Annotated in this window: 22 protein-coding genes; 12 read left to right on the top strand and 10 right to left on the bottom strand. The window is 64.6% G+C overall.

Annotated features, from left to right (window positions below):
* Positions 1–6 precede the first annotated feature (6 nt).
* Genes HWV23_RS04820 through HWV23_RS04810 form a run of 3 tightly spaced genes read left to right on the top strand, consistent with a single transcriptional unit; the run spans position 7 to position 1,933 of the window.
* A complete protein-coding gene (locus HWV23_RS04820) occupies positions 7–1,080 on the top strand; it encodes a hypothetical protein (RefSeq protein WP_178289293.1) in 1,074 nt (357 codons plus the stop codon).
* Entirely contained in the window at positions 1,077–1,307 is a 231-nt protein-coding gene (locus HWV23_RS04815) for a KEOPS complex subunit Pcc1 (protein ID WP_178289292.1), read from the top strand. The genes HWV23_RS04820 and HWV23_RS04815 overlap by 4 nt, the downstream gene beginning before the upstream one ends.
* On the top strand, positions 1,304–1,933 hold the full coding sequence (locus HWV23_RS04810) for a 30S ribosomal protein S3ae (RefSeq protein ID WP_178289291.1): 630 nt from the start codon (positions 1,304–1,306) through the stop codon (positions 1,931–1,933). The genes HWV23_RS04815 and HWV23_RS04810 overlap by 4 nt, the downstream gene beginning before the upstream one ends.
* A gap of 69 nt (positions 1,934–2,002) precedes the next feature.
* Here HWV23_RS04810 and HWV23_RS04805 read toward each other — a convergent pair whose 3' ends face one another.
* The gene (locus HWV23_RS04805; RefSeq protein ID WP_178289290.1) at positions 2,003–2,428 is read right to left on the bottom strand and encodes a cupredoxin domain-containing protein; all 426 of its coding nucleotides are present in this window, start codon (positions 2,426–2,428) and stop codon (positions 2,003–2,005) included.
* A gap of 94 nt (positions 2,429–2,522) precedes the next feature.
* On the opposite strand from HWV23_RS04805, the gene HWV23_RS04800 reads away from it, so the two are divergent.
* The 3 genes from HWV23_RS04800 (at position 2,523) to HWV23_RS04790 (ending at position 6,578) form a co-directional block, all read left to right on the top strand.
* Positions 2,523–3,206, top strand: a complete 684-nt coding sequence (locus HWV23_RS04800; protein ID WP_178289289.1) for a protein sorting system archaetidylserine synthase — start codon at positions 2,523–2,525, stop codon at positions 3,204–3,206.
* Positions 3,207–3,593: 387 nt separating this feature from the next.
* On the top strand, positions 3,594–4,883 hold the full coding sequence (locus HWV23_RS04795) for a HEAT repeat domain-containing protein (protein WP_178289288.1): 1,290 nt from the start codon (positions 3,594–3,596) through the stop codon (positions 4,881–4,883).
* Between the two features lie 39 nt (positions 4,884–4,922).
* Positions 4,923–6,578 carry a phospholipase D-like domain-containing protein gene (locus HWV23_RS04790; protein ID WP_178289287.1) on the top strand — a complete coding sequence of 552 codons (1,656 nt, stop codon included), beginning with the start codon at positions 4,923–4,925 and terminating at the stop codon, positions 6,576–6,578.
* Here the strand turns inward: HWV23_RS04790 and han are convergent, their stop codons facing one another.
* Entirely contained in the window at positions 6,579–8,486 is a 1,908-nt protein-coding gene (gene han, locus HWV23_RS04785; RefSeq protein WP_178289286.1) for a Hef-associated nuclease, read from the bottom strand.
* Between the two features lie 107 nt (positions 8,487–8,593).
* Here han and HWV23_RS04780 point away from each other — a divergent pair, with 107 nt between their 5' ends.
* From HWV23_RS04780 to HWV23_RS04770, 3 genes are all read left to right on the top strand, one after another.
* Positions 8,594–9,097 (top strand): JAB/MPN domain protein-containing protein, encoded by a 504-nt coding sequence (locus HWV23_RS04780; RefSeq protein WP_178289285.1) that lies wholly within the window; start codon positions 8,594–8,596, stop codon positions 9,095–9,097.
* Complete coding sequence (locus HWV23_RS04775; RefSeq protein ID WP_178289284.1) at positions 9,094–9,522, top strand: FAD synthase family protein; 429 nt, start codon at positions 9,094–9,096, stop codon at positions 9,520–9,522. The genes HWV23_RS04780 and HWV23_RS04775 overlap by 4 nt, the downstream gene beginning before the upstream one ends.
* Before the next feature lie 136 nt (positions 9,523–9,658).
* Positions 9,659–9,865 (top strand): cold-shock protein, encoded by a 207-nt coding sequence (locus HWV23_RS04770; protein WP_178289283.1) that lies wholly within the window; start codon positions 9,659–9,661, stop codon positions 9,863–9,865.
* A 247-nt stretch (positions 9,866–10,112) separates the two neighbouring features.
* Here HWV23_RS04770 and HWV23_RS04765 read toward each other — a convergent pair whose 3' ends face one another.
* On the bottom strand, positions 10,113–10,976 hold the full coding sequence (locus tag HWV23_RS04765; protein ID WP_178289282.1) for a GAF domain-containing protein: 864 nt from the start codon (positions 10,974–10,976) through the stop codon (positions 10,113–10,115).
* Between the two features lie 427 nt (positions 10,977–11,403).
* Here HWV23_RS04765 and HWV23_RS04760 point away from each other — a divergent pair, with 427 nt between their 5' ends.
* Positions 11,404–11,841, top strand: a complete 438-nt coding sequence (locus tag HWV23_RS04760) for an FxLYD domain-containing protein (protein ID WP_178289281.1) — start codon at positions 11,404–11,406, stop codon at positions 11,839–11,841.
* Positions 11,842–12,130: 289 nt separating this feature from the next.
* Here HWV23_RS04760 and HWV23_RS04755 read toward each other — a convergent pair whose 3' ends face one another.
* From HWV23_RS04755 to HWV23_RS04745, 3 genes are all read right to left on the bottom strand, one after another.
* Positions 12,131–12,604 carry an ester cyclase gene (locus HWV23_RS04755; protein ID WP_178289280.1) on the bottom strand — a complete coding sequence of 158 codons (474 nt, stop codon included), beginning with the start codon at positions 12,602–12,604 and terminating at the stop codon, positions 12,131–12,133.
* A gap of 182 nt (positions 12,605–12,786) precedes the next feature.
* On the bottom strand, positions 12,787–13,878 hold the full coding sequence (locus HWV23_RS04750; RefSeq protein ID WP_178289279.1) for a glycosyltransferase: 1,092 nt from the start codon (positions 13,876–13,878) through the stop codon (positions 12,787–12,789).
* Between the two features lie 24 nt (positions 13,879–13,902).
* A complete protein-coding gene (locus tag HWV23_RS04745; RefSeq protein WP_178289278.1) occupies positions 13,903–15,000 on the bottom strand; it encodes a glycosyltransferase family 4 protein in 1,098 nt (365 codons plus the stop codon).
* Between the two features lie 92 nt (positions 15,001–15,092).
* Here HWV23_RS04745 and HWV23_RS04740 point away from each other — a divergent pair, with 92 nt between their 5' ends.
* On the top strand, positions 15,093–15,893 hold the full coding sequence (locus HWV23_RS04740; RefSeq protein WP_178289277.1) for an N-acyl homoserine lactonase family protein: 801 nt from the start codon (positions 15,093–15,095) through the stop codon (positions 15,891–15,893).
* Here HWV23_RS04740 and HWV23_RS04735 read toward each other — a convergent pair.
* From HWV23_RS04735 to HWV23_RS04720, 4 genes are all read right to left on the bottom strand, one after another.
* On the bottom strand, positions 15,890–16,447 hold the full coding sequence (locus HWV23_RS04735; protein WP_178289276.1) for a DUF7504 family protein: 558 nt from the start codon (positions 16,445–16,447) through the stop codon (positions 15,890–15,892). The two genes, HWV23_RS04740 and HWV23_RS04735, sit on opposite strands and share 4 nt — an antisense overlap.
* Positions 16,448–16,528: 81 nt before the next feature.
* Entirely contained in the window at positions 16,529–18,994 is a 2,466-nt protein-coding gene (locus HWV23_RS04730) for an efflux RND transporter permease subunit (protein WP_178289275.1), read from the bottom strand.
* Complete coding sequence (locus HWV23_RS04725; RefSeq protein ID WP_178289274.1) at positions 18,995–20,764, bottom strand: COG1361 S-layer family protein; 1,770 nt, start codon at positions 20,762–20,764, stop codon at positions 18,995–18,997.
* A gap of 153 nt (positions 20,765–20,917) precedes the next feature.
* Positions 20,918–21,643 (bottom strand): DICT sensory domain-containing protein, encoded by a 726-nt coding sequence (locus HWV23_RS04720; RefSeq protein WP_178289273.1) that lies wholly within the window; start codon positions 21,641–21,643, stop codon positions 20,918–20,920.
* A 248-nt stretch (positions 21,644–21,891) separates the two neighbouring features.
* Here HWV23_RS04720 and HWV23_RS04715 point away from each other — a divergent pair, with 248 nt between their 5' ends.
* Positions 21,892–23,781, top strand: coding sequence for a 2-oxoacid:acceptor oxidoreductase subunit alpha (locus HWV23_RS04715; protein ID WP_178289272.1), 1,890 nt, complete (start codon positions 21,892–21,894; stop codon positions 23,779–23,781).
* Position 23,782 lies beyond the last annotated feature (1 nt).

Here is a 23,782-nt window from a genome sequence, read left to right as displayed (position 1 = left end):
GTCACGATGTCCGCCGCCGGCCGCTCGGAGGACGACCGCACCCCCGACCGCGTAGCCGCCGGTCTGCGCGATGCCGACTTCGTTCGGCTCGTCGCGACCGCCAACGGCGACGCGCTCGCCGCGACGGGCCTGCTTGCCCGCGCACTCGATGCCGCCGAGGTGCCCTATCAGGCCAGCCTCGCGGCCGTCCCCGATGCCCCGGCGACCGACGCCGACTACACCGTCGCTGTCGGCCACGCCGACAGTTACGCGGACGTCCCGCTCCGCGAGGAGCCGATTGCTCTCGCGGCCGCCGATATCGCTGCTGACCTCGCAAGCGAGGCGGTCGACCCGACGCTCGCGCTTGCCGGCGCGGTCTGTGCCGGCGCCGAACCGTCGGGGACCTACCTCGAACGGGCTGACCTCGATCGAGGCCCCGGCGTCGCCGTCCCGACCGAGGACCGTACCGACGGCCTCGCCGGGTCGACGCTCGTTCACGCCGACTTCTCGGGTGATACGGAGGCAGCAGAAGACGCGGTTTCGGCGGTCGACGCCGGTCGCGAACTCGCCTCGTACGTCGCACTTTCGGCCGTCGAGGACGCGCCACCGCGTGCCTCCGAGGCCGTCGAACGCGCGCTGTATCCCTACGAGACCGACCGGTTCGAGACGCTCGGCGGCTACGCCGACGTGCTCGATGCGGTCGCCCGGGAACAGCCCGGAACTGGCCTCGCCCTCGCGCTCGGCAACGACGTCGACGAGACGGCGCTGGAGGCCTGGCGCGCACACGGCCAGCGGGCCCACGACGCGGTCCGCGAGGCCGACACGAGCCGATACAACGGCGTCTACGCGGCCCGGGTCGCCCCCGACGCGCCGCTTGGCACCGTTGCTCGCCTCCTGCTCGCCTATCGCGCCCCCGAACCGGTCGCACTCGTCGCGACCGACGGCGGTGCGGCAGTCGCCGGTGACGGCGACATCGAGGGAGCGGCCCGCGAGGCGGCGACGAGTCTCGACGGACGCGCGACGGCGCGCGGCACCCACGGACGGGCGACGTTCGACGGGACGGCAACCGACTACATCGCGGCCTTCCGGGAGGCGCTATGACCGCGAGCCATGAGGTGACGATTCGGACGGAACACGACGAAACCGATGTCGTGGCAGCGGCGCTGATTCCGGACAACACCGCGGAGATGGACACGCGCGTCGAGGGGTCGTCTATCGTGACGACCATCGAACGCGATTCGACCGGCGGCCTCCGGACGACGGCGGACGATTACGTGACGAACCTCACCGTAGCACAGACGATAACCGATACGACAACCCAATCATGAGCGAACGTTCAGTATCCAAGCGGAAACAGGAGAAGCGATGGTACACCATTATGGCCCCCGAGATGTTCGACCGGGCCGAACTCGGTGAAACACCCGCAGAGGAGCCCGAGCAGGTCTACGACCGGACTATCGAGACCACGCTCGGCGACCTTCAGGGCGACCAAAGCGAGAACAACACGAAGCTGACCTTCCAGGTCACGGACGTCGGCAGCGACGCCGCCTACACGGAGTTCATCCAGCACGAACTCACCCGTGACTACCTCCGCAGCCTCACCCGCCGCGGCACCTCGAAGGTCGACGCCTTCGTGACGGTCCTGACGACCGACGACTACCGACTGCAGGTCCAGCCCGTCGCCTACACGACGAAGTCTGCGGACCGCAGCCAGGAGCAGGCCATCCGACGGATCATGGTCGATCTCGTCGAAGAGGCCGCCGAGGAGCGCACCTTCGAGGGCCTCCTCGAGAGCATCGTCGAAGGTCGTCTCTCGTCGGCTATCTACAACGACGCGAAGACGGTCTACCCGCTCCGCCGCGTCGAAGTCCAGAAGACGCGCCTCGAGGCACGACCCGAAGAGGTCGCCGCCGAAGAAGAGGCCAGCGTCGACGTCGACGCCGAAGAAGAGTAATCCGACCGATATTCCCGTTTTATTTTCCGCCGCGTAGCCGTGCGACCGTCGTCCGCACCGATTCCGCCGCTATTCGGTAACGACGATGGTGCCGACCATTCCGCCTTGCTCGTGAGGGACACAGAAATACTCGTACTCGCCGGCTACCTCGAAGGTATGGGAGAACGTCTGGCCCGGCGCGAGGTCACCCTCGCCGGTGTCGTGCCAGGCCTCGCGGGCAGCGTCGGTCGATTCGCGGTCGCCGCTGGCGAAGAAGGCGGCGCCCTCGGGAAGCGAGGATTCGTAGGCGGTGACGGTGTGGCCGCGGGAGCCGTTATTGCCCCAGACGACCGTCTCGCCCGTGGCTATCTCGTACTCCTCGGGGAGAAAGGCGTTGGCGGACATACCGATGTCGTAGTCCTCGTCGTCGAGGCCGCCGCCGAAGGCATCGAGACAGCCGGCGCTGCCGACGGCGAGGGCCGCGCCCGTGGTCCGGAGATACGCCCGTCGGTCCATACGCCCAATTCGGGACCCGATGGCCAAAGGCGCCCCGGTTCCGGCGCGAAGCGAACGTACTAAGGCCGCCGTCTTCGACCGCCCGACAAGAGCCATGCAGCCGCGCTTTCTGGGACAGTTAGGGCTGGCCGACGCTATCACGGTCGCCAACGCGGCGCTGGGATTCGTCGCGGCCGCGGTCGCCCTCGTCGACCCGGCACTCAGCGCGCGGCTCATCCTACTTGCAGCCATCGCCGACGGCCTCGATGGGGTCATCGCCCGCGCCCGCGGTGGCACCGCCGTCGGCGACTATCTCGATTCGCTGGCCGACGTGGCCTCCTTCGGCGTCGCCCCCGCCGTCTTCGTCTACGCGGTCGCGACCGACGGCGGCCTCCCCGTACTCGGGACGCCGCTCGGCGCTGCGTCGGTCGCCATCCCCGCCCTCTTCGTCTCGATGGCGGTCGTCCGACTCGGTTTTTATATGCTTCAGGACCGCGAGGACCCGACGACGGAGGGCGTCCAGACGACGCTTGCGGCGACGATCCTCGCCGTCGCCTACCTCGCCGGCCTCACTAACCCGGCGGCCCTGCTCGGCATCACTGCCGTCTTCTGTTATCTGATGGTCGCGGCCATCACGTACCCCGAACTGTACGCCCGCGACGCGCTCATCCTCGGCGGTCTGCAGGCCCTGACAGTGTTCTTCCCCACCGCCGTCAACCGCGTGTTCCCCCGGTCGCTACTGCTGTTCGCCGTCGCGTATCTCGTCCTCGCGCCGTTTATATACTGGCGCGAGGCGTGAGGCCGGATTTTGCTGGCGATAGCATCCGCCGAGCGGGGCGTTCGAAGGTCTCGTGAGCGGAGCGAACGAGAGCGTTGGAAGACGAGCGAAGCGAGTCTTCCTGAGAACGCCCCCGAGGCGGTTCGCCGGACAATGGCGCCGGAGGCGCCCGCAGTCCGGTAGCGTCGACCGACTAACGCGGCCCGCAGGGCCGCGGCTGGAGGGAGGCGCGCATATTTTCCCCAAGTTTTTGCCGAGTGGGTCGCGGCAGAGCCGCGACCTTATAACGTGGCGGCGAAGCCGCCACGCAACCGGGGTCGCACCCTGGAGCGGGTGCGACCCGCGTTCTCGTGCAAAAAGTGGGAACGAAGGGAAACGCTCTTGCCCCGTTCTTCCGGATAGGCGTGTATGAGCAACGGGGACGACGAGAACGCCGAGGACGCCGACGCGTCCGAGGAGACGACGGCCCTCGACGCCGACACCCTCGAATCCCGCCTCGATGACGTCGAAAGCGCCATCGAAGCGGCCGAAACGGAGGCCGACCTCGACGACGCCGAGGCGGACCTCGATTCGGTCGAGGCCGACGTCGAGGCGGCAGACCTCCCGGAACCGGAGGAAGAAGACGAAGAGTCCCGCGAGGAGCAGTTGACCTCGCGCATCGAGGAGCTTCGCGGTGCCCTCGAAGAGGCACGCGGCCCCTACGCCGAGGACGTACAGGACATCCTCGACGAGGCGGCGACGAAGCTCCGAGAGACGCGCTGGACGGAGGACGGCGAACCGGACGCAGCGACGGCCGCCGAAACGTTCCTCGATGCGGCAGGCGAGGAACTCGATGCCGACTTCTCGGCTGCCAGCGACGAACTGGAGGACCTCGCGGCGGCGCTTGAGGACGTCGGCGAGACCATCGTCGAAGGCGGGTCGGCCGTCGAGGGCGGACTCGACCCCGACGAGGACGCCGAGACCATCGACGCGCTGCTCGAAGCGGCCGAGGAACTGGAAACCGGCCTCGAGGATGCCGAGGAGTGGAGCGACCTGACGGTGGTCGAACAGCTCCGCGCGGAAGGGTTCTACGACCGGATGAACTCCGAGAACCGGAAGGACTACCCGCCTGAACTGACGGTCATCCGGGTCGCGGAATCCGAAAACGACCCCGAGCGTATCGTGCAGGCCCTCGAGAAGTTCGAGTCCGACTTCATGCAGGAGAACTGCATCGACGCGCTCCGACGACTCGGGTCCGAGGAGGCGTTCGATATCATGCACGAGCGTGCCCAGAAGCGCAACCGCCCCGAAATCGAGGTGCTCGGGAAAATCGGCGACGAACGCGCCGTCGACACGCTCGTCGAATACGTCGACAGCGGCAACCCGCCGCTCCAGAAGGTGACGCTCCGTGCGCTCGGCGAAATCGGCAGCGAAGACGCGACACAGGCCGTCGCGAACGCGCTGGCCGACGAGCAGTCGGTCGTCCGTTCGCAGGCCGCCCGGGCGCTCGGCCTTATCGGCGACACGCGCGCCATCGACCCGCTTTCGGACGTGCTGGGCGACGAAAGCGAAGAAAACGAGGTTCGGGCCTCCGCCGCGTGGGCGCTGGTTCAGATCGGCACCGAGCTCGCGCTTGAAGCCGCCGCCGAGTACGACGACGACCGCGCCTACACCGTGCAGGTCGAAGCCGAAAAGGCCCGCGACGCCTCCGCCGCCTAAGCCGACCCTTTTTGTACCAGGCCGGGACCAACCCGGTTCGTGTTCGTCCGTCGCGCCGCGCTCGCGTTCGTCATCGTACTGCTGGTCTGTAGCGTCGGCGTCGGCCACGCTGCTGGAGCGCCGAACGGCACGACCCCGAAGCACGAAGATTCGAATGCGACGCTCGTCTCGGCGTATCCATCCCCGGTTGCCCGCGAGGACCCCGGCGAGTTCGTCACCGTCCGCTTTCCCGACCCGACGAACACGACCGGCTGGACGCTGACGGACGGCAAAACGACGGCCCGCTTGCCGAACCGGACAGTCGAGGGGACGGTCGCTTTCGCAATGGACCCCTCAGCAGCGCGCCGGCACACTGACCACGCGGTCGCGCCGCTCGGCGGCCGGCTCCTGCTAGCGAACGGCGGCGACCGACTCGTACTCCGTGCCGGAAACCGGACCATCGACAGCGCACAGTACCGGGACGCGCCGGAATCGCGGGTTCGGGACTTCGAGGCCGGCCGCTGGCGGCCGGTCGGTGCGACGACGTTCGAACCGGTCCGAACCGCTGGCGGGACAGCGACGGCGTTCGTGCTCCCGGATGGCGACAACGTGACTGTCGAGACGCTCGCGGCCGCGGACGAGCGCCTCCTCCTTGCCGGTTACACGCTCACCTCCGCACGGGTAACCGACGCGCTTGTCGAGGCCCACGAAAACGGTGCCGCGGTTCGCGTGCTGCTCGATGGGTCGCCGGTCGGCGGGATGACGGTCCGCCAGCAGCGCCAACTCGACCGCCTCACTGAGGCGGGAGTTTCGGTCCGACTGCTGTCGGGGCCACATACTTGCTACGAACATCACCACCCGAAATACGCGGTCGTCGACGACCGCGCGCTCGTGCTCACGGAGAACTTCAAGCCCGCGGGCACCGGCGGCATGTCGAGTCGTGGATGGGGCGTCATCCTCGATAACGGCGAGGCAGCGGCGTCGCTTGCGGACCTCCACGGTGCCGATTGGCGCTGGCGAGCGGCGACGCCGTGGGAGGAATATCGCGCAGGCCGTGATTTCGCCGAGGCCAACCCCGCCCTCGGTGAGTTCGAGTCGCGGCATCCGCCCGAGGAACTGCCGGTCGATTCGGCGACGGTACTGGTGGCACCCGACAACGCTGCCGACGGGATGGTCGACAGAATCGATACCGCCGACGAGCGGGTCCTCGTCCAGCAGATGCGTATCGACGGCCGCAACGAGCGTCTCCTGCGGGCCGTGCTTCGGGCCGCCGACCGCGGTGTTACCGTCCGCATCCATCTCTCGGGTGCGTGGTACGCCGAGGAGGACAACGCGGCCCTCGTCTCGTGGCTCAACCGACGGGCGAAAGCGGAGGGCTGGGACCTGCAGGCCCGCGTCGACGAGGCACGCGGCTACGAGAAGATTCACACGAAAGGCGTCGTCGTCGACGAGACGGTCCTCCTGGGGAGTCTCAACTGGGGGCCGACCGCGCGAACGGAAAACCGCGAAGTCGTCGTTGCACTGGAGGGTGAGGCGGTGGCGGCCTACTACGCGGACGTCTTCGAGGAAGACTGGTCGAAACCGGATGCGACGGACCGGCCACTCCCGGCCGGCCTGCTCGGCGCGGTGGCCGTCGCCGGGGCTGGTGGATTGTTGGTCGCCAGAAAAATCACGTTCGTCGGCCGTGACAGCGTCGTAACCGACTGGGAGTGGTGATTACTCCTCGTCGCGGAGGAGCGTGCTGCGGAGCGCCTCGTCGAGTTCGGCGTCCTCCATCTTCTCGACCAGTGCATCGATGACGGGTTCGCGCATGCCGGAGACGAACTTGATGGAACCGACCACGAGGTGGCCGCCGCCGGAGACGCCCGCGCCCTCGATTTCGTCCTGCAGTTCGGTCACCATGTTCGGGATGTCGAGACGGACGCCGTCGGAGCGGAGCACGGCGAAGTCCGGGCCGTAGCCGATGGTGATGACCGGCTCTTCGGTCTCCTGGACCTTCCGGTCGTGGAGTTCGCCCGTCGTCTTGCCGGGCGCGGGGTAGGTGAATCGGCGGGCGTGGTTCTCGACGTCGAGGCGGTAGAGGTTGGCACCGTTGTCGAGGCGCTCGTGTTCGACGTGTGGTTCGGAGTCGTCGAGTTGGGATTCGACGCGTTCGGCCGCGCGCGTCGAGAGGAACTCGACCAGTTCGCGGTGGCGGTCCTCGTCGTCACAATCGAGGTTGAGCACGTCGTTGATGAGGTTCTCGCCGGACTGATAGCGGAGCCAGTGGGCCGCGTAGTCGAGGGCTTCGCCGATGTCCTGCAGGTCCTCCTCGTCGTAGCCGGCTTCTTCGGCGAGTCCCAGATAGTCGTCCATCGCGTCGGCCTTCGAGCGGTCCGAAAGGCCGGCGACGGCGGGGACGTGTTCCAGGTCCTCGGTGATGGAGGGGTCGATCATCCGCGCGAGTTCGACACACATCATGCCGGTCGTGATGCGGTAGTCCTCGTCGTGGAGGTAGGGGTTTACGTGTTCCTCGACGAGCGGGCCGACCGCGTCGGGGTCGGGGTGGTGGTGGTCGACGACGAGGATGGGGATGTCGTACTGGTCCATCGCGCGGTAGGCGGGCGTGTCCTCCTCGGTCGACCCGTTGTCGACCATAAAGAGGAGCGGGAGGCGCTGGCCGTGTCGCTCCTGGTCTTCGAGGGCGAAGTTGAGGTCACGGGTGACGTCCTCCATCTCGTAGAAGGGGGCCTTCGACGGCAGACGCTTGAAGAGATGGCGGGGTGCGTCGGGGTCCTCGTGGACCTCCGCGATGAAGTTCTCCAGAGCGTACTGGACGGGGAGGGACGCGCACATCCCGTCGCCGTCGGCGTGGTGGCGGAGGCGGATCGGGCGGGAGTCCAGCACCGACCGGCGGAGTTCGCGGGCGACCTCGGCGAGGTCGTCGCGGAGTTTTTCGAAGGCAGGCCACTCGATAAGCGGTTCGACGTCGGCAGGTTCGGCGCGGGCTTCGAGGTCCTGTTCGACGGCCTCGTGGGCTTCTTCGGCAGCCTCGCCGCGGAGGCGGACGAGTTTGTCGACCTCGAGTTGCAGGGCGTCCTCGTGGGTCTCGACGGTGCCGGTCACGCGGACGGTGTCGTCGAGTTCGATGTCGGGGTAGGCGCGAACACCGGCTTCCTCGAAGGCGGCACACGGGACGGTACCCGCGCCGTCCTGAATGGAGAAGATGGTCGGGCCGGCGGTCTGTTTGATCTGGACGACGATGCCCTCCAGATGGACTGTATCGCCGATGCGGTCGCCGAGGTCGGGGACGCGAACGTCGTCGCCGTGTTCGACGGCGACGGTCTCGACGTCCTCGGGGTCGGCGTCGACTTCCTCGAATCCGAGGTCGCCGTTCTCCCGGATTTCGACGAGTTCGACGACGAGGTCGTCACCGACGTCGTAGTCGCCCTTGAGGTTCGATTCGTGAACGAGGCCGGAGACGTGTTCGGAGAGGTCAACGAAAACGCCGTACTCGACGACCCCGTTGACGGTCGCTACGTACTGCGTGCCTTCCTCGATGTCGTCGAGGGTACAGGCGGGAGCAAGGTCGTGGACGGCCCCATCGGGCCGGTTGCCGGCGTCGCCGGCGGCGGAACGAGTCATTACTAAATTTTCGGCCCCGACTGGGTTTAAGAGTGTTGTTGTTGGTTCCGTCGGGCTTCGGCGGACGGTCCGGAAGCCTTAGTTGGCGCGATGCCGGAGACGTACGTATGGGTCTGCTCGGGTCGCTGACGCCGAACCTGTTCCGGTCGAGCAAGGTCATCGGTATCGCCGATGACGCCTTGCAGTTCGCCCTCGAAGCCTCGGAGGATGCCCACCCCAACGAGTACATGGGCCAACTGCGGGGCACCGACGCGCGAAAACTCGACCTCGACCGCGAGGGGACGGTCATCACCGACGTCCTGCTGGCGCCGGGGACCAAGACCAACCCCGTCAGCGCGGAGTTCAACCCGAGCTACATGCCGAACGACGTCAAAAGCGTCGGGTCGGTCCACTCACATCCGAACGGCGTTTTGCGCCCGAGCGACGCCGACCTCGCCACGTTCACGCGCGGACAGGTCCACATCATCGTCGGCGCGCCCTACGGCCGCGACGACTGGCAGGCCTTCGACAACGACGGCCAGCCCCGCGACCTCGAGGTCATCGACGTGGAACTGCCCGACGACCAGTTCTTCGACTTCACGCAGGCGGACATCGACCGGGAGCTACGATGAGGCGCGTCGTCGCTCAGGGCACCTTCGACATCCTCCATCCGGGCCATCTCCACTATCTCACCGACGCGAAGTCGATGGGCGATGAGCTCCACGTCATCATCGCCCGGAGCGCCAACGTCACTCATAAAGAAAAGCCGGTCCTCGACGACCGCCAGCGCCGGGATATGGTCGCGGCGCTCGACCCGGTGGACGAGGCCCACCTCGGCCACACCGAGGACTTCTTCGTCCCCATCCGGAACATCGACCCCGACGTCATCGTACTGGGCCACGACCAACACCACGACGAGGAGACGCTGTCGGCGATGCTCGCCGAGGAGGGCATCGACTGTGAGGTCGCCCGCGCCTCGGCCAGAGACCAGAAATACGACGGGGAACTGCTCTCGACCGGGCGTATCATCGACCGGGTCTGCGAGCAACGGTGTTGAACGGACTCGCGCGCATCCTCTTTAGACAGATACTGGCCGAATCAGCCATGACATCGTGTCCGCATGTAGCGTGAGGAGTCGTGGTACCTCGACCCTCGGAAGGGTTATCCCCTGCTGCACCCTCCGTTTGGCTGTAATGGCTAACGGAAAGGTTGATTTCTTCAACGACACAGGCGGCTACGGTTTCATTTCGACTGACAGCGACGAAGTAGACGACGACGAAGACGTGTTCTTCCACATGGAGGACGTCGGCGGCGAAGACCTCACGGAAGGTACTGAAGTCGAGTTCGACATCGAGTCCTCGCCCAAGGGCCCCCGCGCGGCGAACGTCGTCCGGCAGTAATACGACACACCCGTCGCCCATAGCGACGGACACCAATTTCGATTTTTCAGATGATTACGCCCCTTAGCTGGTGCTATCTCGACGCTACATCGACCGATCCGTCGTTGCTAACGACTGCAGATGAGTTTGGCTGAATCAGCCGAAAGAATGCGCTTGCTTATCGAGTGTTCCTGTGAAATTCTATTTCTCCATTCGCAGATTCAACGTGAAATGAGCCGGGGGAAAACGTTCGACTGAGTCGGAGCCTCTACTCAGGGAATGCCGTATTATACTCGTGGAGCAATTGAACGAGTGGTTCCACCTCGGAGAATCTCGGCCCCTTGGAGATGGTCTCCGTCTCATTGTCCCACGTGATGTATCCGGCGTTTGCTAATTTGGGTAAATCGCTATGGGCCAGGCGCATTCGGGCGTGCTCATGGTTTAGCTTTCGTTCAAGGGTAGCGATGGTAGTCTCAGTGGTGTCATCTAACAGCGCCATGAGAATAACGCGCCGTGTGGGCTTTCTGAGTGCGTCCATCATCGAATCGATTGCGTCCGAAGAAACGACGCGTTTCTCAACGCGATCGATATTTTGCTCCCGAATCGGTGGACCCTCCCAGAGATCCAATGTATGCCCAACCCATTGGCCGTGCATCTCGACGAGGGCTTTCTCTTCGTCCCTGATTGGGTCATCACGGGGGGCAGTATTCGCAAAGCAGAGCGTTCCATAGAGTTCGTCGTCAACGGAGACCGTCGTCCCGAGGTAACTGCTAATCCCGAATGCTTCGTATGCTGGGTCGTCTTCCCAGCCTTCTGCGATGGCATCACTAATTGCTAGTGTCCCTTCGGGGTCTGCGATGGTTTTCCGACAGTAGGTCTTCGAGAGGGGGATGGTAGTCCCCGGGTTGAGTGCCTCGTGGGAGCCATGTGTAATGTCGAAGCGTTCCGTCTCGTGTTCGAGGTCGATATACGACAGAAACGCGTATTCAAGGTCGAATTCGATGGTCTCGTGGTCGAACAGTTGTTCGGTTCTGGATTTTGGGTCGATATTGGGGGCCAACAATGTTCGCCACAGCCGCTGAAAATAGGGCAACTCTCCGCCCGCTTCCGGTGTACAGATGCTATGTGCCATTGGATGAACTCTGTGGCCGTGGTGGGTTTCGTGCTCGTTCTGGTAGCTTGCACTCAAAGGTACGTTGTGTGGTAACATGTAACTTTTGTTGGGAACCCTGAACTTGCACCCAGTGGGTGTTCTTTGCGAGTATTCTGACTGCTAAATCAACACTCTTTATTGACCGAAACTGGGGTAAGATGTATCAATTGCTGAGGATTTTAACTGAGCCAGTTTTCGATAACCGACCGACGAAGTAGGTCAAATTGGATGATAACGCGGGTGGAGGCCGTGTAAGGGTCGGTGGTAGTGAGTTATATTATTCTGTCTCCGAGTGTGGGCGACCTCATTATTTACCGATTACACCCCGTATCCATTGCATTACTTTGGTGACCTCCCTTGTTTGGACGGATATGCGAGGGAGGCTGAGCGTACGATGAAACGACGTATGTTCGTCACGACCGTTGTTTCTGGCGTAGCCATGACGGTGATGGCTGGCTGTACCGAGTCGGGTGATACAGCGAGCGGTGGCAACGGGAACGCCGATGGTGGCGAGGCAACAGACACTAACACGCAGCAGCAGACGAGTACGTCAACCCCGGAGTCAGACGAGCCAGCTGTAAAGATTCTCGACCATTCGATGGAGTACGATGAAATGATGGGCGTGAAAGTCGTCGGGACGGTGAAGAACACGACCGACTCGGAACAGGGCTACATACAGGTCAAAGCAAGATTCTTCGATGAGTCGGATACGCGTGTTGGTGAGGGGATGTGGAATGCTACTGATGTGAGTGCGGGAAGGGAGGTGCAGTTTGAGACGATTCCCGCGCAGGTGGATAGTGAACCGGCGCGATATGAGGTAGAGACGAGCACGAGCCCGTCCTAACAGGCTCGTTCTGCTGTCGGGTTCTGTGGGCCGTGGCCGTACGTGGCGAGCTACACGCGCTGCAATCCAGATTCGCGGAATAACTATTCATTGTTCGGCTGCATCGGCCGATTCAAGCGCGTGCTGTGCTGGCTATATTTGCCCCGGTCTCGGCGAATGCCTGAGAATACGACGGAGACTCCGCTGGAATACGACGCACTATATTTCAGAGTGCCAGCAACGAACCAGCCGCAAGGTCGAGCGTGCTTACTGACCGACTCGTTCTTCTGCTGTCTGTCAAGAAGACGAGTTACCGACCTCCAGCAAGTTTGCCCCATACTAATTTCGGCAGCAGGAAAATCACGTCTGGAAAGGTAAACCCGAGCTGAGCGAGCATGTCTTTTTGGTCATAGTAGAGACGGTCTTCCTGTACCTGTCCATCTCTCACGATGGTTTTTGCCATTCCGCTGATTTCCATTGACCGACCACTTGGGGGCGCACCATAGAACTCGTTTTCGAGAGTTCCGGTCACCGTCCACTCGACCATGACCATCTCGTCTTTTACGAGCATTTCCTGTGTGCGAAGGGTGAAATCGGGAAACGCCTCACGGGTCTCTTGGAGGAACGCTTCGATGGCGTCCCGGCCGTGGACTTCTCCATCTGGCGCCGCTGGGTCGTACACGGCAGCAGACTCTGCAATCACCCCGATTTTTGAAAAGTCTCCGTTCCACAACGCCTCGTAGTCAGCGATGACGTCTTCGATGTTCGACTGAGTTTGAGCCATTGAGTCCCCACCTCACGAATATAGTGTGATGTGGTAACATAATAATTCTCCCCGAGAATCAGCCCTTCAAGAGAAGCCTTTACGACTGTTCCTCCATTCCTGCGAACTACTTCATAGACCACCTGTACTGACCGAATCAAGAAACTACCCACGATACGGGCTGAGTGGCCCACTGACGACGATTAACTGACGTCGTCGTATACGTCGGCGAGCTTATCGATGGACCGCTCGACGGAGAGGCGGTCACGCTGTTGGAGACATTTCCCGGAGAGGGTTTCGATGTCGGATAGCGTGCGGTCGATGGCCGCCCGGAAGCGGTCGGTATCGCCCACGGGGAAGTGGTAGCCGGTGACGCCGTCGTCGACGGTCTCCGAGAGCGCGCCGCTGTCGGCGGCGACGACGGGCGTCCCACAGGCGATGGCTTCCAGCGCGACCAGTCCCTGCGTTTCGACGGGGCTGGGGAACGCGAACGCATCGAGCATCGTATAAAAGGTCGCCAGGTCCTCGCGGTCGAGGAACCCGAGGAAATGGACGTCTTCGCGGTCGCCGGCCTGGGCTTCGAGGTCCTCGCGGGCCGGGCCGTCGCCGCCGATGGCGACCGTCACGTCGAGGCCCTCGGTCGCGGTCAGGAGGTCCTGCAGCCGCTTTTCGTAGCCGTGTCGTCCCGTGTAGCCGACTATCGGCCCCGAGGGCAGGCCGTGTCGGTCACGGAAGGCCGAAACCGTCTCCTCGTCCGCTGGCTGGAACCGGTCGGTGTCGACGCCGTTCGAGATGACGTGTGTCGGCGTCGACCCGGTATCGACCGTCTCCGCGGCGGTTTCCGAGGGGACGACGACCGCGTCGGCCTCGCTGAAATACCATTTCTCGTAGCGGTCGGCGGCCCGCCGAATCACGCCCGCGAGGGCGTCGCTGATGTAATCGGCGTACTCGTGGGCGGGCGTGTGATACGAGACGACGAGCGGGATGTCGCGTTTCCCGGCGAGGCGTCGGCCGGCCAAGCCGAGCGCGAAGGGGGTGTGGGCGTGGACGACGTCGGGGTCCGGCAGGTCGTCGGGTATCCTCGGAACGCCGAACCGGAACCCTTCGTAGAACGGGAACGGGAGGCTTCGAACCGGGAACTCGCCGGCATCCGGCTGGTAGCCGTCGGCGTCGGGATAGACGACGGGCATCCGGCCGTCGCGGTCGAGCCAGCGGTCCCGCCAGGTGTTGACGGTGTAGGTGACACCGTTGACCGTCGGGAGGTACGTATCCGTAAATACCGCGACGGTCTTCATGGACGGGGCTTGGCCGACCGGGGTTTAATCGGTTATGACTTCGTCGCCTGAGGCCGTCTCCTCGCCGTCGGCCACCCGTTGGGCCGTCGCGTAGGCGTCCTGTAGCTCCTCGGTGACCCGTTCGAGGCTGTGTTCGCGGGCAGTCTCGCGAGCGTTCTCGCCGAGTCGGTCGCGCAATTCGGGATTCTCGGAGAGCCGATTAATCGCCTCGCGGAACTCCTCTAGACCGTCGCACATCAGGCAGTCGACGCCGTCGGTGTAGAACTGCTCGAAGATGGGTAAATCCCGCAACACGACGGGCTTGCCACAGGCCATCGCCTCCAGGGCGGCGATACCCTGTGTTTCGGATTTCGTCGCGAAGAGGTAGATGTCGCCCGCGCCGAAGGCGCCACGAATGTCAGGTATCCACCCGGTGAACGTGGCGTTTTCCGGCGGGTTCCGGACCCACTTGCGGACCGTCGAGGAGGCAAGTGGCCCCGTATCGTAGGGGCCGAACCACGCGAACTCGTAGTCGGTCGTCTCCGCCAGCCGACAGAACGTCGTCAGGCCCTTCCGCTCGAAGACGTTGCCGATGGAGAAGACGACGGTCCCATCGAGGTCGTAGCGTTCGCGGTACTCCTCGCGAAACGACTCGTAGCCCTCCAGGGATTCGATGTCGACCCCGTTCGTAATCGGCCGAACCGGGGCATCGAGGGGGTAGGAATCGAGGACGGATTTGGTGTGCTCGCTGGGGCACAGCACGAGGTCCGCCTGCGAGTAGAACCACTTGAGGTACTTGCCGAAGGCGGGGGCGACGGTCGTCGACCCGCGGAAGCTCTCGGCGAAGTCCTGATGGGTCGTGTGGGCGTGCAGGACCAGCGGGATGTCGTTTCGCTTCGCGTGGCGGGCGACGGCGACGGAGCCCGGGCCCACGAGGTTGCAATGTGCGAGGTCGTAGGACTCGAAGAACGAATCGCCGACGGCACGCTTGGCGGTCGCTTTCGCCAAGCCGCCGCCCTTCCACGGCGAGGTGACCACCTGCAGGTCGGTGTCGGCCAGCGCCTTGCGCTGGTGGCGGGCCGCCGTCCCGATGCCGCTTCGCTGCAGTTCGGATTCGAGTTCGAGATAGTTGAGGACGCGCACTTGTCGGCCCTCCGGGGTACTCGGACTTAGTTTTCGGTGATTGGCCGCCAGCGGTACTCGACGGGGGGAAAAGCAAAACGCCGCGAGTCCGTATGAGTGGTATGGGTATCCACGTTCTCGACAGGGGTCGCATCCACGCCGACGTGAACTACGCGCTGGATGGCGAGGTGGCCGCGACCCACAGCGACCGCAACCCGGACCTGAAATACGAGGAGTTCGCGGTCTGGAACCTGCTCATCGACCACCCTGAAGGAACGGTCCTCTGGGATACGGGTTCGCACCCGGATGCGGCCGATGGCTACTGGCCCGACCCGCTGTACGAGGCGTTCGCCCATCCCGACGCGGGCGACCACGACCTCGAAACCGCACTCGACGACGTCGGCTACTCGCTGGACGATATCGACTGCGTCGTCCAGTCACACCTCCATCTCGACCACGCCGGCGGCCTCTATCATTTCGACGGAACGGACGTCCCCGTCTACGTCCACCGTCGCGAACTCGAATTCGCCTACCTGTCGGCGAAATCGCCGGCCGGCGGGGACGCCTATCTCGCGTCCGACTTCGACCACGACCTCGCGTGGGAGGTCATCGACCAGGACCGCTACCAGTTGCTGGACGGCATCGAACTGCTCCACGTCCCCGGCCACACGCCGGGGTCGCTCGGCGCACTCATCCAGCGTGAGGGCGCCGAAAACGTCCTGATAGCCGGTGACGTCGCCTTTCTCGAAGCCAACTACGAGGCCGGCCGGTCGATGGGCGCCAGTCTGCTGACCGACTCGCGGGCTTGCGAGGAAAGCCAGCGGTTCCTACAGGACCTCGAACGCCGCCACGACGCGCGGGTCATCTACGGCCACGACCTCGACCAGTTCGAGCGGATTCGGGGCGGCCTCTAGCGGGCCTGCCAGCCCTCAGGAGCGCCGGGTGCGTCGACGCGGATGCGGTCATCCTCTCCATCGAACTCGATGCGGCCGTCGAACACCTGCGCGAGCGTGCGGACCGTCTGTTCGTCGTGGGCCGCGGGCGTGAGGACGAACAGGCCGAGGCCGTCGTATCGGCGAAGGTGAGCCGTGAGGACGCTTAAAAACCGGAAGACGGCGGCTTCCTCGGTGTAGAAGAGTAGCGTCGACGCGGAATCGAAGGCGACGGCCGGGGCGTCGCTCCGTTTCATGAACTCCGAGAGGGGCATCGAGATGCCGGTGAGGTCGGCCGGTGACCCCACGTCGGGTTGGTTGTCGGAGTTGCCGGGAGCACAGTCGATGACCTCGGTCATCGCCGACCGGATTTCGGGGTGCAATCGCCCGGCGCTCCGCGTCGCGGTCACGAACAGCGTCTCGCCGGCGCGTCGTTTGCCGACCCGGCCGAGAAACAGCGGCGCGCCCGACAGCGCCGGTGCCTGAAGCATGTAACTCCCCGTCGCGTCGGCCAGCCACTCGTCTATCGATGCCACGATGCAGGCCCGTTAGGAGTCTGTCCCGAAAGCCGTTACGCCGGTATCGAAACCGGATAGACGGCCGATAGCCCGTCGCCCTCAGCCCGCGATGCGGTCGGTCGCCCACGCCCATCCGACCAGTACCGACGGGAGGACGAAAATCGACGCCAGATACGAGTAGAAGACGCTCAGCGCGGTCAAGAAGCCGAACTGGCCGATTGCAGGAAACAGCGAGAGGACGAGCACGCCGATGCCGAAGACGGTCGTGAGCATGCTGCCCGCGAGGGCGCCGCCGGTCCCCAGAATCGTGGGTTCGAGCGCCGCGTAGACCTCCTGACCCCGCTTTTCGTACTCGTCGGCAAAGCGGTGGGTGATGTGAACCGAGTAGTCGATACCGAGGCCGATGGTAATCGCGAGGATGGTCGCGGTGAAGGCGTTGAACGCGATGCCGAGCGCGCGCATCGAGGCGGCGATGAGCGTGACGGTAATGGCGACGGGAATCACGTTGGCGATGCCGAGACTCGCCCGCCCCAGCAACAGCCAGTAGATGAAGACGAGGAAGACGGCGGTCCCCGTAAGCGCGACGGTGAGGCTCACCAGCGCCGACTGGAGGATGAGGTCGGAGATGGCCTGGAAGACGACGGTGTTGCCGGTCGCGGTGGCCTCGTATCGGTGTCTGTCGGCGACGGTCCGTGCGTCGGCCGTAATCTCCTGTTGGGAGGCGTCGGACTCGACGGAGTAGACGACCCGGGTCGCCCGGCGGTCCTCGGTGAGGTACTGCCGCGTCTGGCCGCTGGCCGGCGAGTCGAGCAGGTAGTCGTAAATTTCCCCGAGGTTGCGGTCGGGGACGCCGTCGGCGTCGATGTCGTTGCGGTCGACCAGTCGGCGGAACTCGGGGTCGCGCTCGGCGTGGTCCTGAATCACCGTCACGAGGCTGGTTTCGTCGGCGCGGCCGCCCTCGCGGACGAAACTATCGGGCGGGTCGTCGCCGGCGCGATGAATCGACTTCAGGGCGTGTGGCGCCTCCATTGGCCCCTCGACGTAGACGGTGACGGTGTCGTCCTGTCCGGACTGGAAGTTGTCCTGCAGGAAGTTGATGTTTTGCGTGACGCTGTAGTCGCCGGGTTCGAGCGGTTCGGGCGCGTACTCGTAATACTCCGGGGGTTCCTCGGGCGGCAGGAAGTCCTCGTTTTCGAAGGTAGTGTCGATGCCCGTCGCGTAGACGCCCGCGAACCCGCTGCCGACGAGCAACAGGATGACGAAGGCGAACGGGGCCGCCCGGGCGATGGTGATGCCGACCTCGTGTACGTCCGAGAGTCGGGATTCGCCCGACCCCATCGGCGCCGTCGAGAAGGTCGGAATCGGATATTTGACGCGGGCGTGGTCCAGTTTCACCTTCGCGGCCGGGAGGAAGATACCGAAGATGAGGAACGTGAAGACGATGCCGATGGCGGCGACGATACCGAACTCACGGATTGGAACGAGGTCGCTGGTCAGGTTGGCGGCAAAGCCGATGACCGTCGTCCCGGTGACGATGAAGAAGGCGACGAGCACCTGGTCGTTGGCCTGGCGCATCCCCTCGGTGATGTCGTAGCCTTCGTCGCGTTCCTCACGATAGCGGTTGACCGCGTGGATGCCGAAGTCGATGCCGACCGCAAGCAGCATGGGCGGCACCGCTATCAGCACCTGACTGAACGGAATGCCGGCCAGGCCCATGAAGCCGAACGTCCAGACCAGCGCCATCAGGAGGGAAACGACGCCCAAAAGCAGGTCCGCGAGGTCCCGATAGGCGACCATCAGGAAGAACGTAATCAGCAGGAGTGCGGCGGGGACGACGATACGGAGCGTGTCGGTGATGACCATCGTGAACTCGGCGGCGGTGATGCCGGACCCGAACACGCGGATGTCGCCGCCCGCGCTCTCGGTGACGTACTGGGCCCGCTCCTGAATCGGGGTCAGCGGGCTCGCGCCGCCCTGCCCGGAACTGGCTTCGAGGCCGGCCGGGAGTTGGTGGGTGACGACGCCGATGGTCGCCGAAGCGCTCGCGGACCCGCGGTTGAAGTCGTTCGATAGCAGGCCCGAAAACCGTGGGTTCTGCTCGTCGGCCTGCCGGACGGCTTCGCGGATTTCCGTGTCGGTCGCGCCCTCGATGGCCTGCTGCTGTTCTTCCGGCGTCGTCGCCGAGGGGTCCAGTTGCTGGGCGACGATGCTGGCGGCACTGGAGGTACTGGATACGCGCATCGCCGGCCGGTCGGCCAGTTCCTCCTGAACCCGGAGCATCCGGAGGAGTTCGGTTCGACCCAGCACGTTCTCGCCGCTCTGAATCAGTTGTGTGCTCCCGGTATCGGCGGTAAAGGTGGGGGTGAACTGGCGGTTGACCTCCTGAAAGGCCTGCTCGGCGGGGACGTTCTGGGCGAATTGCTGGGTGCCCGCCGCGGTTTCGACGCTGCCGAGGCCGGCGGCGAACCCGGCGGTCACCAGCAGGAAGACGAGGATGACGGTCCCCGGCCGCTCGGTGATGAGGGTGTTGACCCGGTCGACGTAGCGTTGGTAGTTGACGTCCATCTATCGGCGCCGGTAGCGGAGGGCGACGGGGGCAAGCGGTGCGAGGCCGAGGGCGGCCAGCGCGGGGGGAATAGCGGGGCCGATAGAGCCGAAGAGGCCGCCGCTTTGCTCCTCGACGTCGACCGGAACCCGATAGCTGTCGGTCAGGCGCGTCTCGCCGGATTCATCGACGTACTGGAAGTCGATGGATATCGGGTAGGCCTTCTCCATCGCGTTGTCGGCGGCGCTGACCCGGAAGGGGATTCGCGCGGTTTCGCCGGGTTCGAGTTCGTCGATGAACGCCTCGTCGTCGCTCATCGACAGCGGTTGGGAGGCGAAGACCTTCGCCGAGACGTCGGTGACCGTCTCGTCGTCGTTGTTCGTCACCGCGAGGACGACGCGGTCCGAGCCACCGGCCGTGAGGGTGGCGTTGACGGGTTCGACCGTGAAGACGTCCCGCCGTTGTTCGACGGTCTGTCGGAAGCGGACGTCGTCGGCGCTCCGGGTGTCGCCGTCGAGGTTCTCGTAGTCCGTCTGGAGGGTGAACTGTCGGGGCCCCTCCCGGGCGGCACTGGAGACTTCGACGTCGAAGGCCACCGGGACCTCTTCGCCGGCCTCCAGTTCGCCCAGTGCGACCTCGGGTTCGAGGACCCGGACGTTCTCGCTGGGCGGTACGAGGGTCACGACGACGTTGCGGGCCTCGTTGGGGCCCTCGTTGACGACGGTGCCGCGGACCGTGCCGTCCTGTCCGACTCGGAGGGTGGAACTGACGTTCTCGAAGTCGAACGTCTGGTCGTCGTCGGGTGCGACGCCGATGACGTCCCGCTCGCCGGTGCCGTCACTGCCGCGCTCGTCGTAGTTCATCGTGAGGTCGACGGGGTACTCCCGCGTGCGGGCGTCCTCGGCGAAGGAGGCTTCGACCTGAACGGTTCGCTGGTCGCCGGGTTCGACGGTGCCGAGATACGCTGCCGTTCGGTCGCTGGCCCCGAAGGCGAGGCCGGAACTCCGGGACTGGAACTCGACGGTGGTCTCGTCCAGCGTGCGGTCGCCGGTGTGGTTGAGGGTTACCGAAACGCGGCCGTCGCTGCCGGGTTCGGCGGAGGATTCCACGCCGGTGACCTCGAAGTGGCCCTCCTCGTCGACGACGACCCGGACGTGCTTGGTCCGACTGCGAACCTCGTTTCGCTGGGAGTTGCTGGCCCGCTCGGAGACGAAGGGGCTGTATTTGTAACTGACTTCGACGGGGATGCGGTAGGTGCCGGGGTCGGCGTCCTCTGCGACGGTGATGTCGAGACGGGCCGGAACCGCCTCGCCGTCGGGGACGTTCCCGATGGCCTGCGTGTTGGTGTGGACGGTAATCGGGCCGTTGTTCTTCGGCTCGAGCGTCAGGCCGCGGGCCGTCGTGGCGCGCCGTTCGGCCTGGACGTTGCCGATGTCGCTACCGGATTCGAGTTCGCCGCGGTTGACGACGCGGACTTCGAGGCTCGTGCTTTCGCCGGCGTCGACGCGGTTGTCGGCGATGGTGAGCGAGATGTCCGGTTCGCCGGTGACGTTCGCGGCCGCGGTGCCGGCGAAAAACGGAGCGACCGCGGAAACGAGGAGCAGCGAGACGAGCGCCACGACCGCGATTCGGGAGCCGATAGAGCGCGTCCCGATCCCATCGAGGATACGCCCGCCGTATCCGTTCCCTCCGGTGCCGCCGCGCTGGTCGTTCTTGCTGTCGTCACCCGCGTTCGCAGCACAGGTCGCATCACTAGTTCTTTCTCCATCGGTCGACTCCGTCCGGTCCATGTTGATTGAACGTTCAATCACCTCCCGGAAAAGCATTTTTACTTTCTCGCGTGCGCGGCTATCGAGGAAACGTCCCGACGCGGGCGAGTCGAACGAGACGACGGGGTCCGGGATGGGCCGCCGGAAAGCGCTCGGTCCGATTCGTCGGTCGACCTACTGGGATTCGACGAGGCCGTAGGTGGATTCGAGGTGGTCGATAATCCAGTCGACCGTATCCGGGTCGTACGTCCAGAAGCCGTAGAACGACCGGGGTTCACGCTCTTCGGCCAGCAGGGCGCACTTGTTGACGTCGATACCGGCGCCGTCGTAGACGACGAACCACGACCGCTCGATTTCGTCGGTGCGTTCGACGTGAATCGTGAGGTCGCTGTCGTGTTTCGGCACGTCGGTATCGGGGACAGCGTAGGCGTAGACGTCGAGGGTGCCCTTTTCGGCCAACTGTTCGTAGATGTCCATCTGGTCTTCGAGGATGGAGAGTTTCTGGAACCCCGAGTGGAGCGACCCCTTGCCGAGTCGCCACGCACGGTCCTCGATTTCCCGGGAGGCGGCGACCATCTGTCCGATATCGTAGGAGGTGAACATCGTCTCGTCGAGATGGTCGAGGATGGGCCGGTAGGCCTCCTCGGCGAAGTCCGGGTCGTTCTCGTCGGATTCGGGGCCGCGAATCTCGTCGAGGCTGGCGGCGGTGACGAACTCGCCGTCCTCCGACAGCACGGCGAAGGCGTTGGGTTTGCCGCTCGGCGTCCGCTCGGCGGTCACCGAGAGGTTCCGGTCGTGGAATTGCTCGCGGAGGGCGGCGACGGCGGCGTCGTCACCGTTGAAGACGGTCAGCGTCTTCTCGTGTTCCTCGACCCCCGCGATGAGTTCGGTCAGAGACATCCGCTTGTGATACACGCAAGTCATTCCACCTAATAAGCCTGTGCCAACCGTTCCCGAAAACGCCCCCGTTTATCGCGCCGATTACCGTCAAACGTCCGTTATTTATAACGAACTATTGATACGAAACGCATGATAGCGGCCGTGTTTAAACACCTATGTCATTATTAATCTGTGTGAATTGTTCGCAAACCCTTTAGTCGATGCACCCGAAGTTCGATCAAGGCGCCCTTCCGGGCGCAGTGATATCAATGACAGAGGAAATCGTCTGGCGAATCGCGGGTGGTTCCGGCGACGGAATCGACTCGACGAGCCAGAACTTCGCGAAAGCGCTGATGCGGTCCGGACTCGACGTATTCACCCACCGGCACTATCCGTCGCGGATTCGCGGCGGCCACACCTACGTCGAAGTCCGGGCCGGCCCCGACGACGTCGCATCGAGGGGCGACGGCTACAACTTCCTACTGGCGCTGGGTGACTCCTTCGCCCGTAACCCACAGGAAGACGCCTACTACGGCAACGAGGAGGCCAAACCGCTGGCGGAGAACCTCGACGAACTCCGCGAGGGGGGCGTCATCGTCTACGACGAGGGACTCATCGACCCCGAGGAGATTCCCGACTTCGAGGAGCGCGTCGAGGAGAACGATTGGAACGTCTACCCGCTCGACCTCCGTGGGATGGCCCGCGAGAAGGGCCGCGAGGTCATGCGGAACACCGCCGGCGTCGGCGCGACCGCCGCCCTGCTCGACTACGACCTCGAACACGTCGAGGACCTCATGGAAGACGCCATGTCCGGCGAGGTACTGGAGGCCAACCTCGAAATCCTCGAAGCCGCCTACCAGCAGGTCAAAGAGATGGAGTTCTCCCATGACCTCCGGATGCCGACCGGCGACCACGACGAAGAGCAGGTCCTGCTGTCGGGCAGCAACGCCATCGCCTTCGGCGCCCTCGACGAGGGCTGTCGGTTCATCTCGGGCTACCCGATGACCCCGTGGACCGAGGTGTTCACGCTGATGAGCAAGTACCTCCCCGAGATGGGTGGAGTCTCCGAACAGGTCGAAGACGAAATCGCCGCGGCCGCGCTCGCGCTCGGGGCGTCCCACGCTGGCGTCAAGGCCATGTCCGGTTCCTCGGGCGGTGGCTTCGCACTCATGTCCGAACCGCTCGGCCTCGCCGAGATGACCGAAACGCCGGTCGTCCTCATCGAGGCCATGCGCGCCGGGCCGTCGACGGGGATGCCGACCAAACCCGAACAGAGCGACCTCGAACACGTCCTGTATACGAGTCAGGGTGACTCCTCGCGGGTCGTCTTCGCGCCGGGCAACGTCATGGAGGCCTACGAGCAGACCCGCGAGGCGTTCCGCATCGCCTACGAGTACCAGTTGCCGGCCATCGTCCTCTACGACCAGAAACTCTCCGGTGAACTGCGGAACGTCGACGAGTCGTTCTTCGACCGCGAACCGAACCCGGACCTCGGCGAGACGCTCACCGAGGAGGAACTCGCCGAGGCCGCCCACCACGCCTCCGGCAAGTTCCAGCGGTTCCAGCACGACCCCGACAACGACAAGGGCGTCTCCCCCCGCTCGATTCCAGGTCAGAAGGGCGGCAAGTTCCTCGCGACCGGCAACGAACACACCCCCGAGGGCCACATCAGCGAGGACCCCGACAACCGCGTGGCCCAACTGGAGCGCCGCCTCGGCAAACTCGACACGATTCGCGATGACCTCGACGAGCAGGAGGGCAGCCACCAGTCCTACCACGGCCCCGAGGACGCCGACTACGGCATCCTCACCTTCGGCAGCCAGCAGGGCACCGTCGAGGAGGCCGTCGACCGCCTGAACGAGGCCGGCCACAGCGTCAAGTCCCTCGGTGTCTCCGGGGTCATGCCGCTGGCCGAAGCCGAAATCACCGAATTCCTCGAATCGGTCGACGAGGCGCTCGTCGTCGAGATGACCGCCTCCGCACAGTTCCGCGGACTCGTCCAGAAGGAAATCGGTCGGTTCGGGCCCAAGATGAACAGCCTCCTGAAGTACAACGGCAACCCGTTCGAACCCCACGAAATCGTCGAGGGGTTCGAAACCATCATCGAGGGGAGCGAACCCGCGCCGACCACCCGGTTCGTCCCCGCGGCAGGTGATTGAC

This window comes from Natronomonas halophila (assembly GCF_013391085.1).
Taxonomy (GTDB): domain Archaea; phylum Halobacteriota; class Halobacteria; order Halobacteriales; family Haloarculaceae; genus Natronomonas; species Natronomonas halophila.
The sequence above is the reverse complement of the archived record's forward strand: the minus strand, read 5'-3'. Positions and strand labels throughout refer to the sequence as shown.

Coding starts and splice junctions, on each gene's coding strand:
- HWV23_RS04755 (WP_178289280.1), bottom strand. CDS start 12,604: ATGGCTCAAACTCAGTCGAACATCGAAGACGTCATCGCTGACTACGAG.
- HWV23_RS04715 (WP_178289272.1), top strand. CDS start 21,892: ATGACAGAGGAAATCGTCTGGCGAATCGCGGGTGGTTCCGGCGACGGA.
- HWV23_RS04765 (WP_178289282.1), bottom strand. CDS start 10,976: ATGGCACATAGCATCTGTACACCGGAAGCGGGCGGAGAGTTGCCCTAT.
- HWV23_RS04810 (WP_178289291.1), top strand. CDS start 1,304: ATGAGCGAACGTTCAGTATCCAAGCGGAAACAGGAGAAGCGATGGTAC.
- HWV23_RS04750 (WP_178289279.1), bottom strand. CDS start 13,878: ATGAAGACCGTCGCGGTATTTACGGATACGTACCTCCCGACGGTCAAC.
- HWV23_RS04720 (WP_178289273.1), bottom strand. CDS start 21,643: ATGTCTCTGACCGAACTCATCGCGGGGGTCGAGGAACACGAGAAGACG.
- HWV23_RS04795 (WP_178289288.1), top strand. CDS start 3,594: ATGAGCAACGGGGACGACGAGAACGCCGAGGACGCCGACGCGTCCGAG.
- HWV23_RS04820 (WP_178289293.1), top strand. CDS start 7: ATGTCCGCCGCCGGCCGCTCGGAGGACGACCGCACCCCCGACCGCGTA.
- HWV23_RS04800 (WP_178289289.1), top strand. CDS start 2,523: ATGCAGCCGCGCTTTCTGGGACAGTTAGGGCTGGCCGACGCTATCACG.
- HWV23_RS04805 (WP_178289290.1), bottom strand. CDS start 2,428: ATGGACCGACGGGCGTATCTCCGGACCACGGGCGCGGCCCTCGCCGTC.
- han (WP_178289286.1), bottom strand. CDS start 8,486: ATGACTCGTTCCGCCGCCGGCGACGCCGGCAACCGGCCCGATGGGGCC.
- HWV23_RS04730 (WP_178289275.1), bottom strand. CDS start 18,994: ATGGACGTCAACTACCAACGCTACGTCGACCGGGTCAACACCCTCATC.
- HWV23_RS04740 (WP_178289277.1), top strand. CDS start 15,093: ATGAGTGGTATGGGTATCCACGTTCTCGACAGGGGTCGCATCCACGCC.
- HWV23_RS04760 (WP_178289281.1), top strand. CDS start 11,404: ATGTTCGTCACGACCGTTGTTTCTGGCGTAGCCATGACGGTGATGGCT.
- HWV23_RS04770 (WP_178289283.1), top strand. CDS start 9,659: ATGGCTAACGGAAAGGTTGATTTCTTCAACGACACAGGCGGCTACGGT.
- HWV23_RS04815 (WP_178289292.1), top strand. CDS start 1,077: ATGACCGCGAGCCATGAGGTGACGATTCGGACGGAACACGACGAAACC.
- HWV23_RS04775 (WP_178289284.1), top strand. CDS start 9,094: ATGAGGCGCGTCGTCGCTCAGGGCACCTTCGACATCCTCCATCCGGGC.
- HWV23_RS04725 (WP_178289274.1), bottom strand. CDS start 20,764: ATGGACCGGACGGAGTCGACCGATGGAGAAAGAACTAGTGATGCGACC.
- HWV23_RS04780 (WP_178289285.1), top strand. CDS start 8,594: ATGGGTCTGCTCGGGTCGCTGACGCCGAACCTGTTCCGGTCGAGCAAG.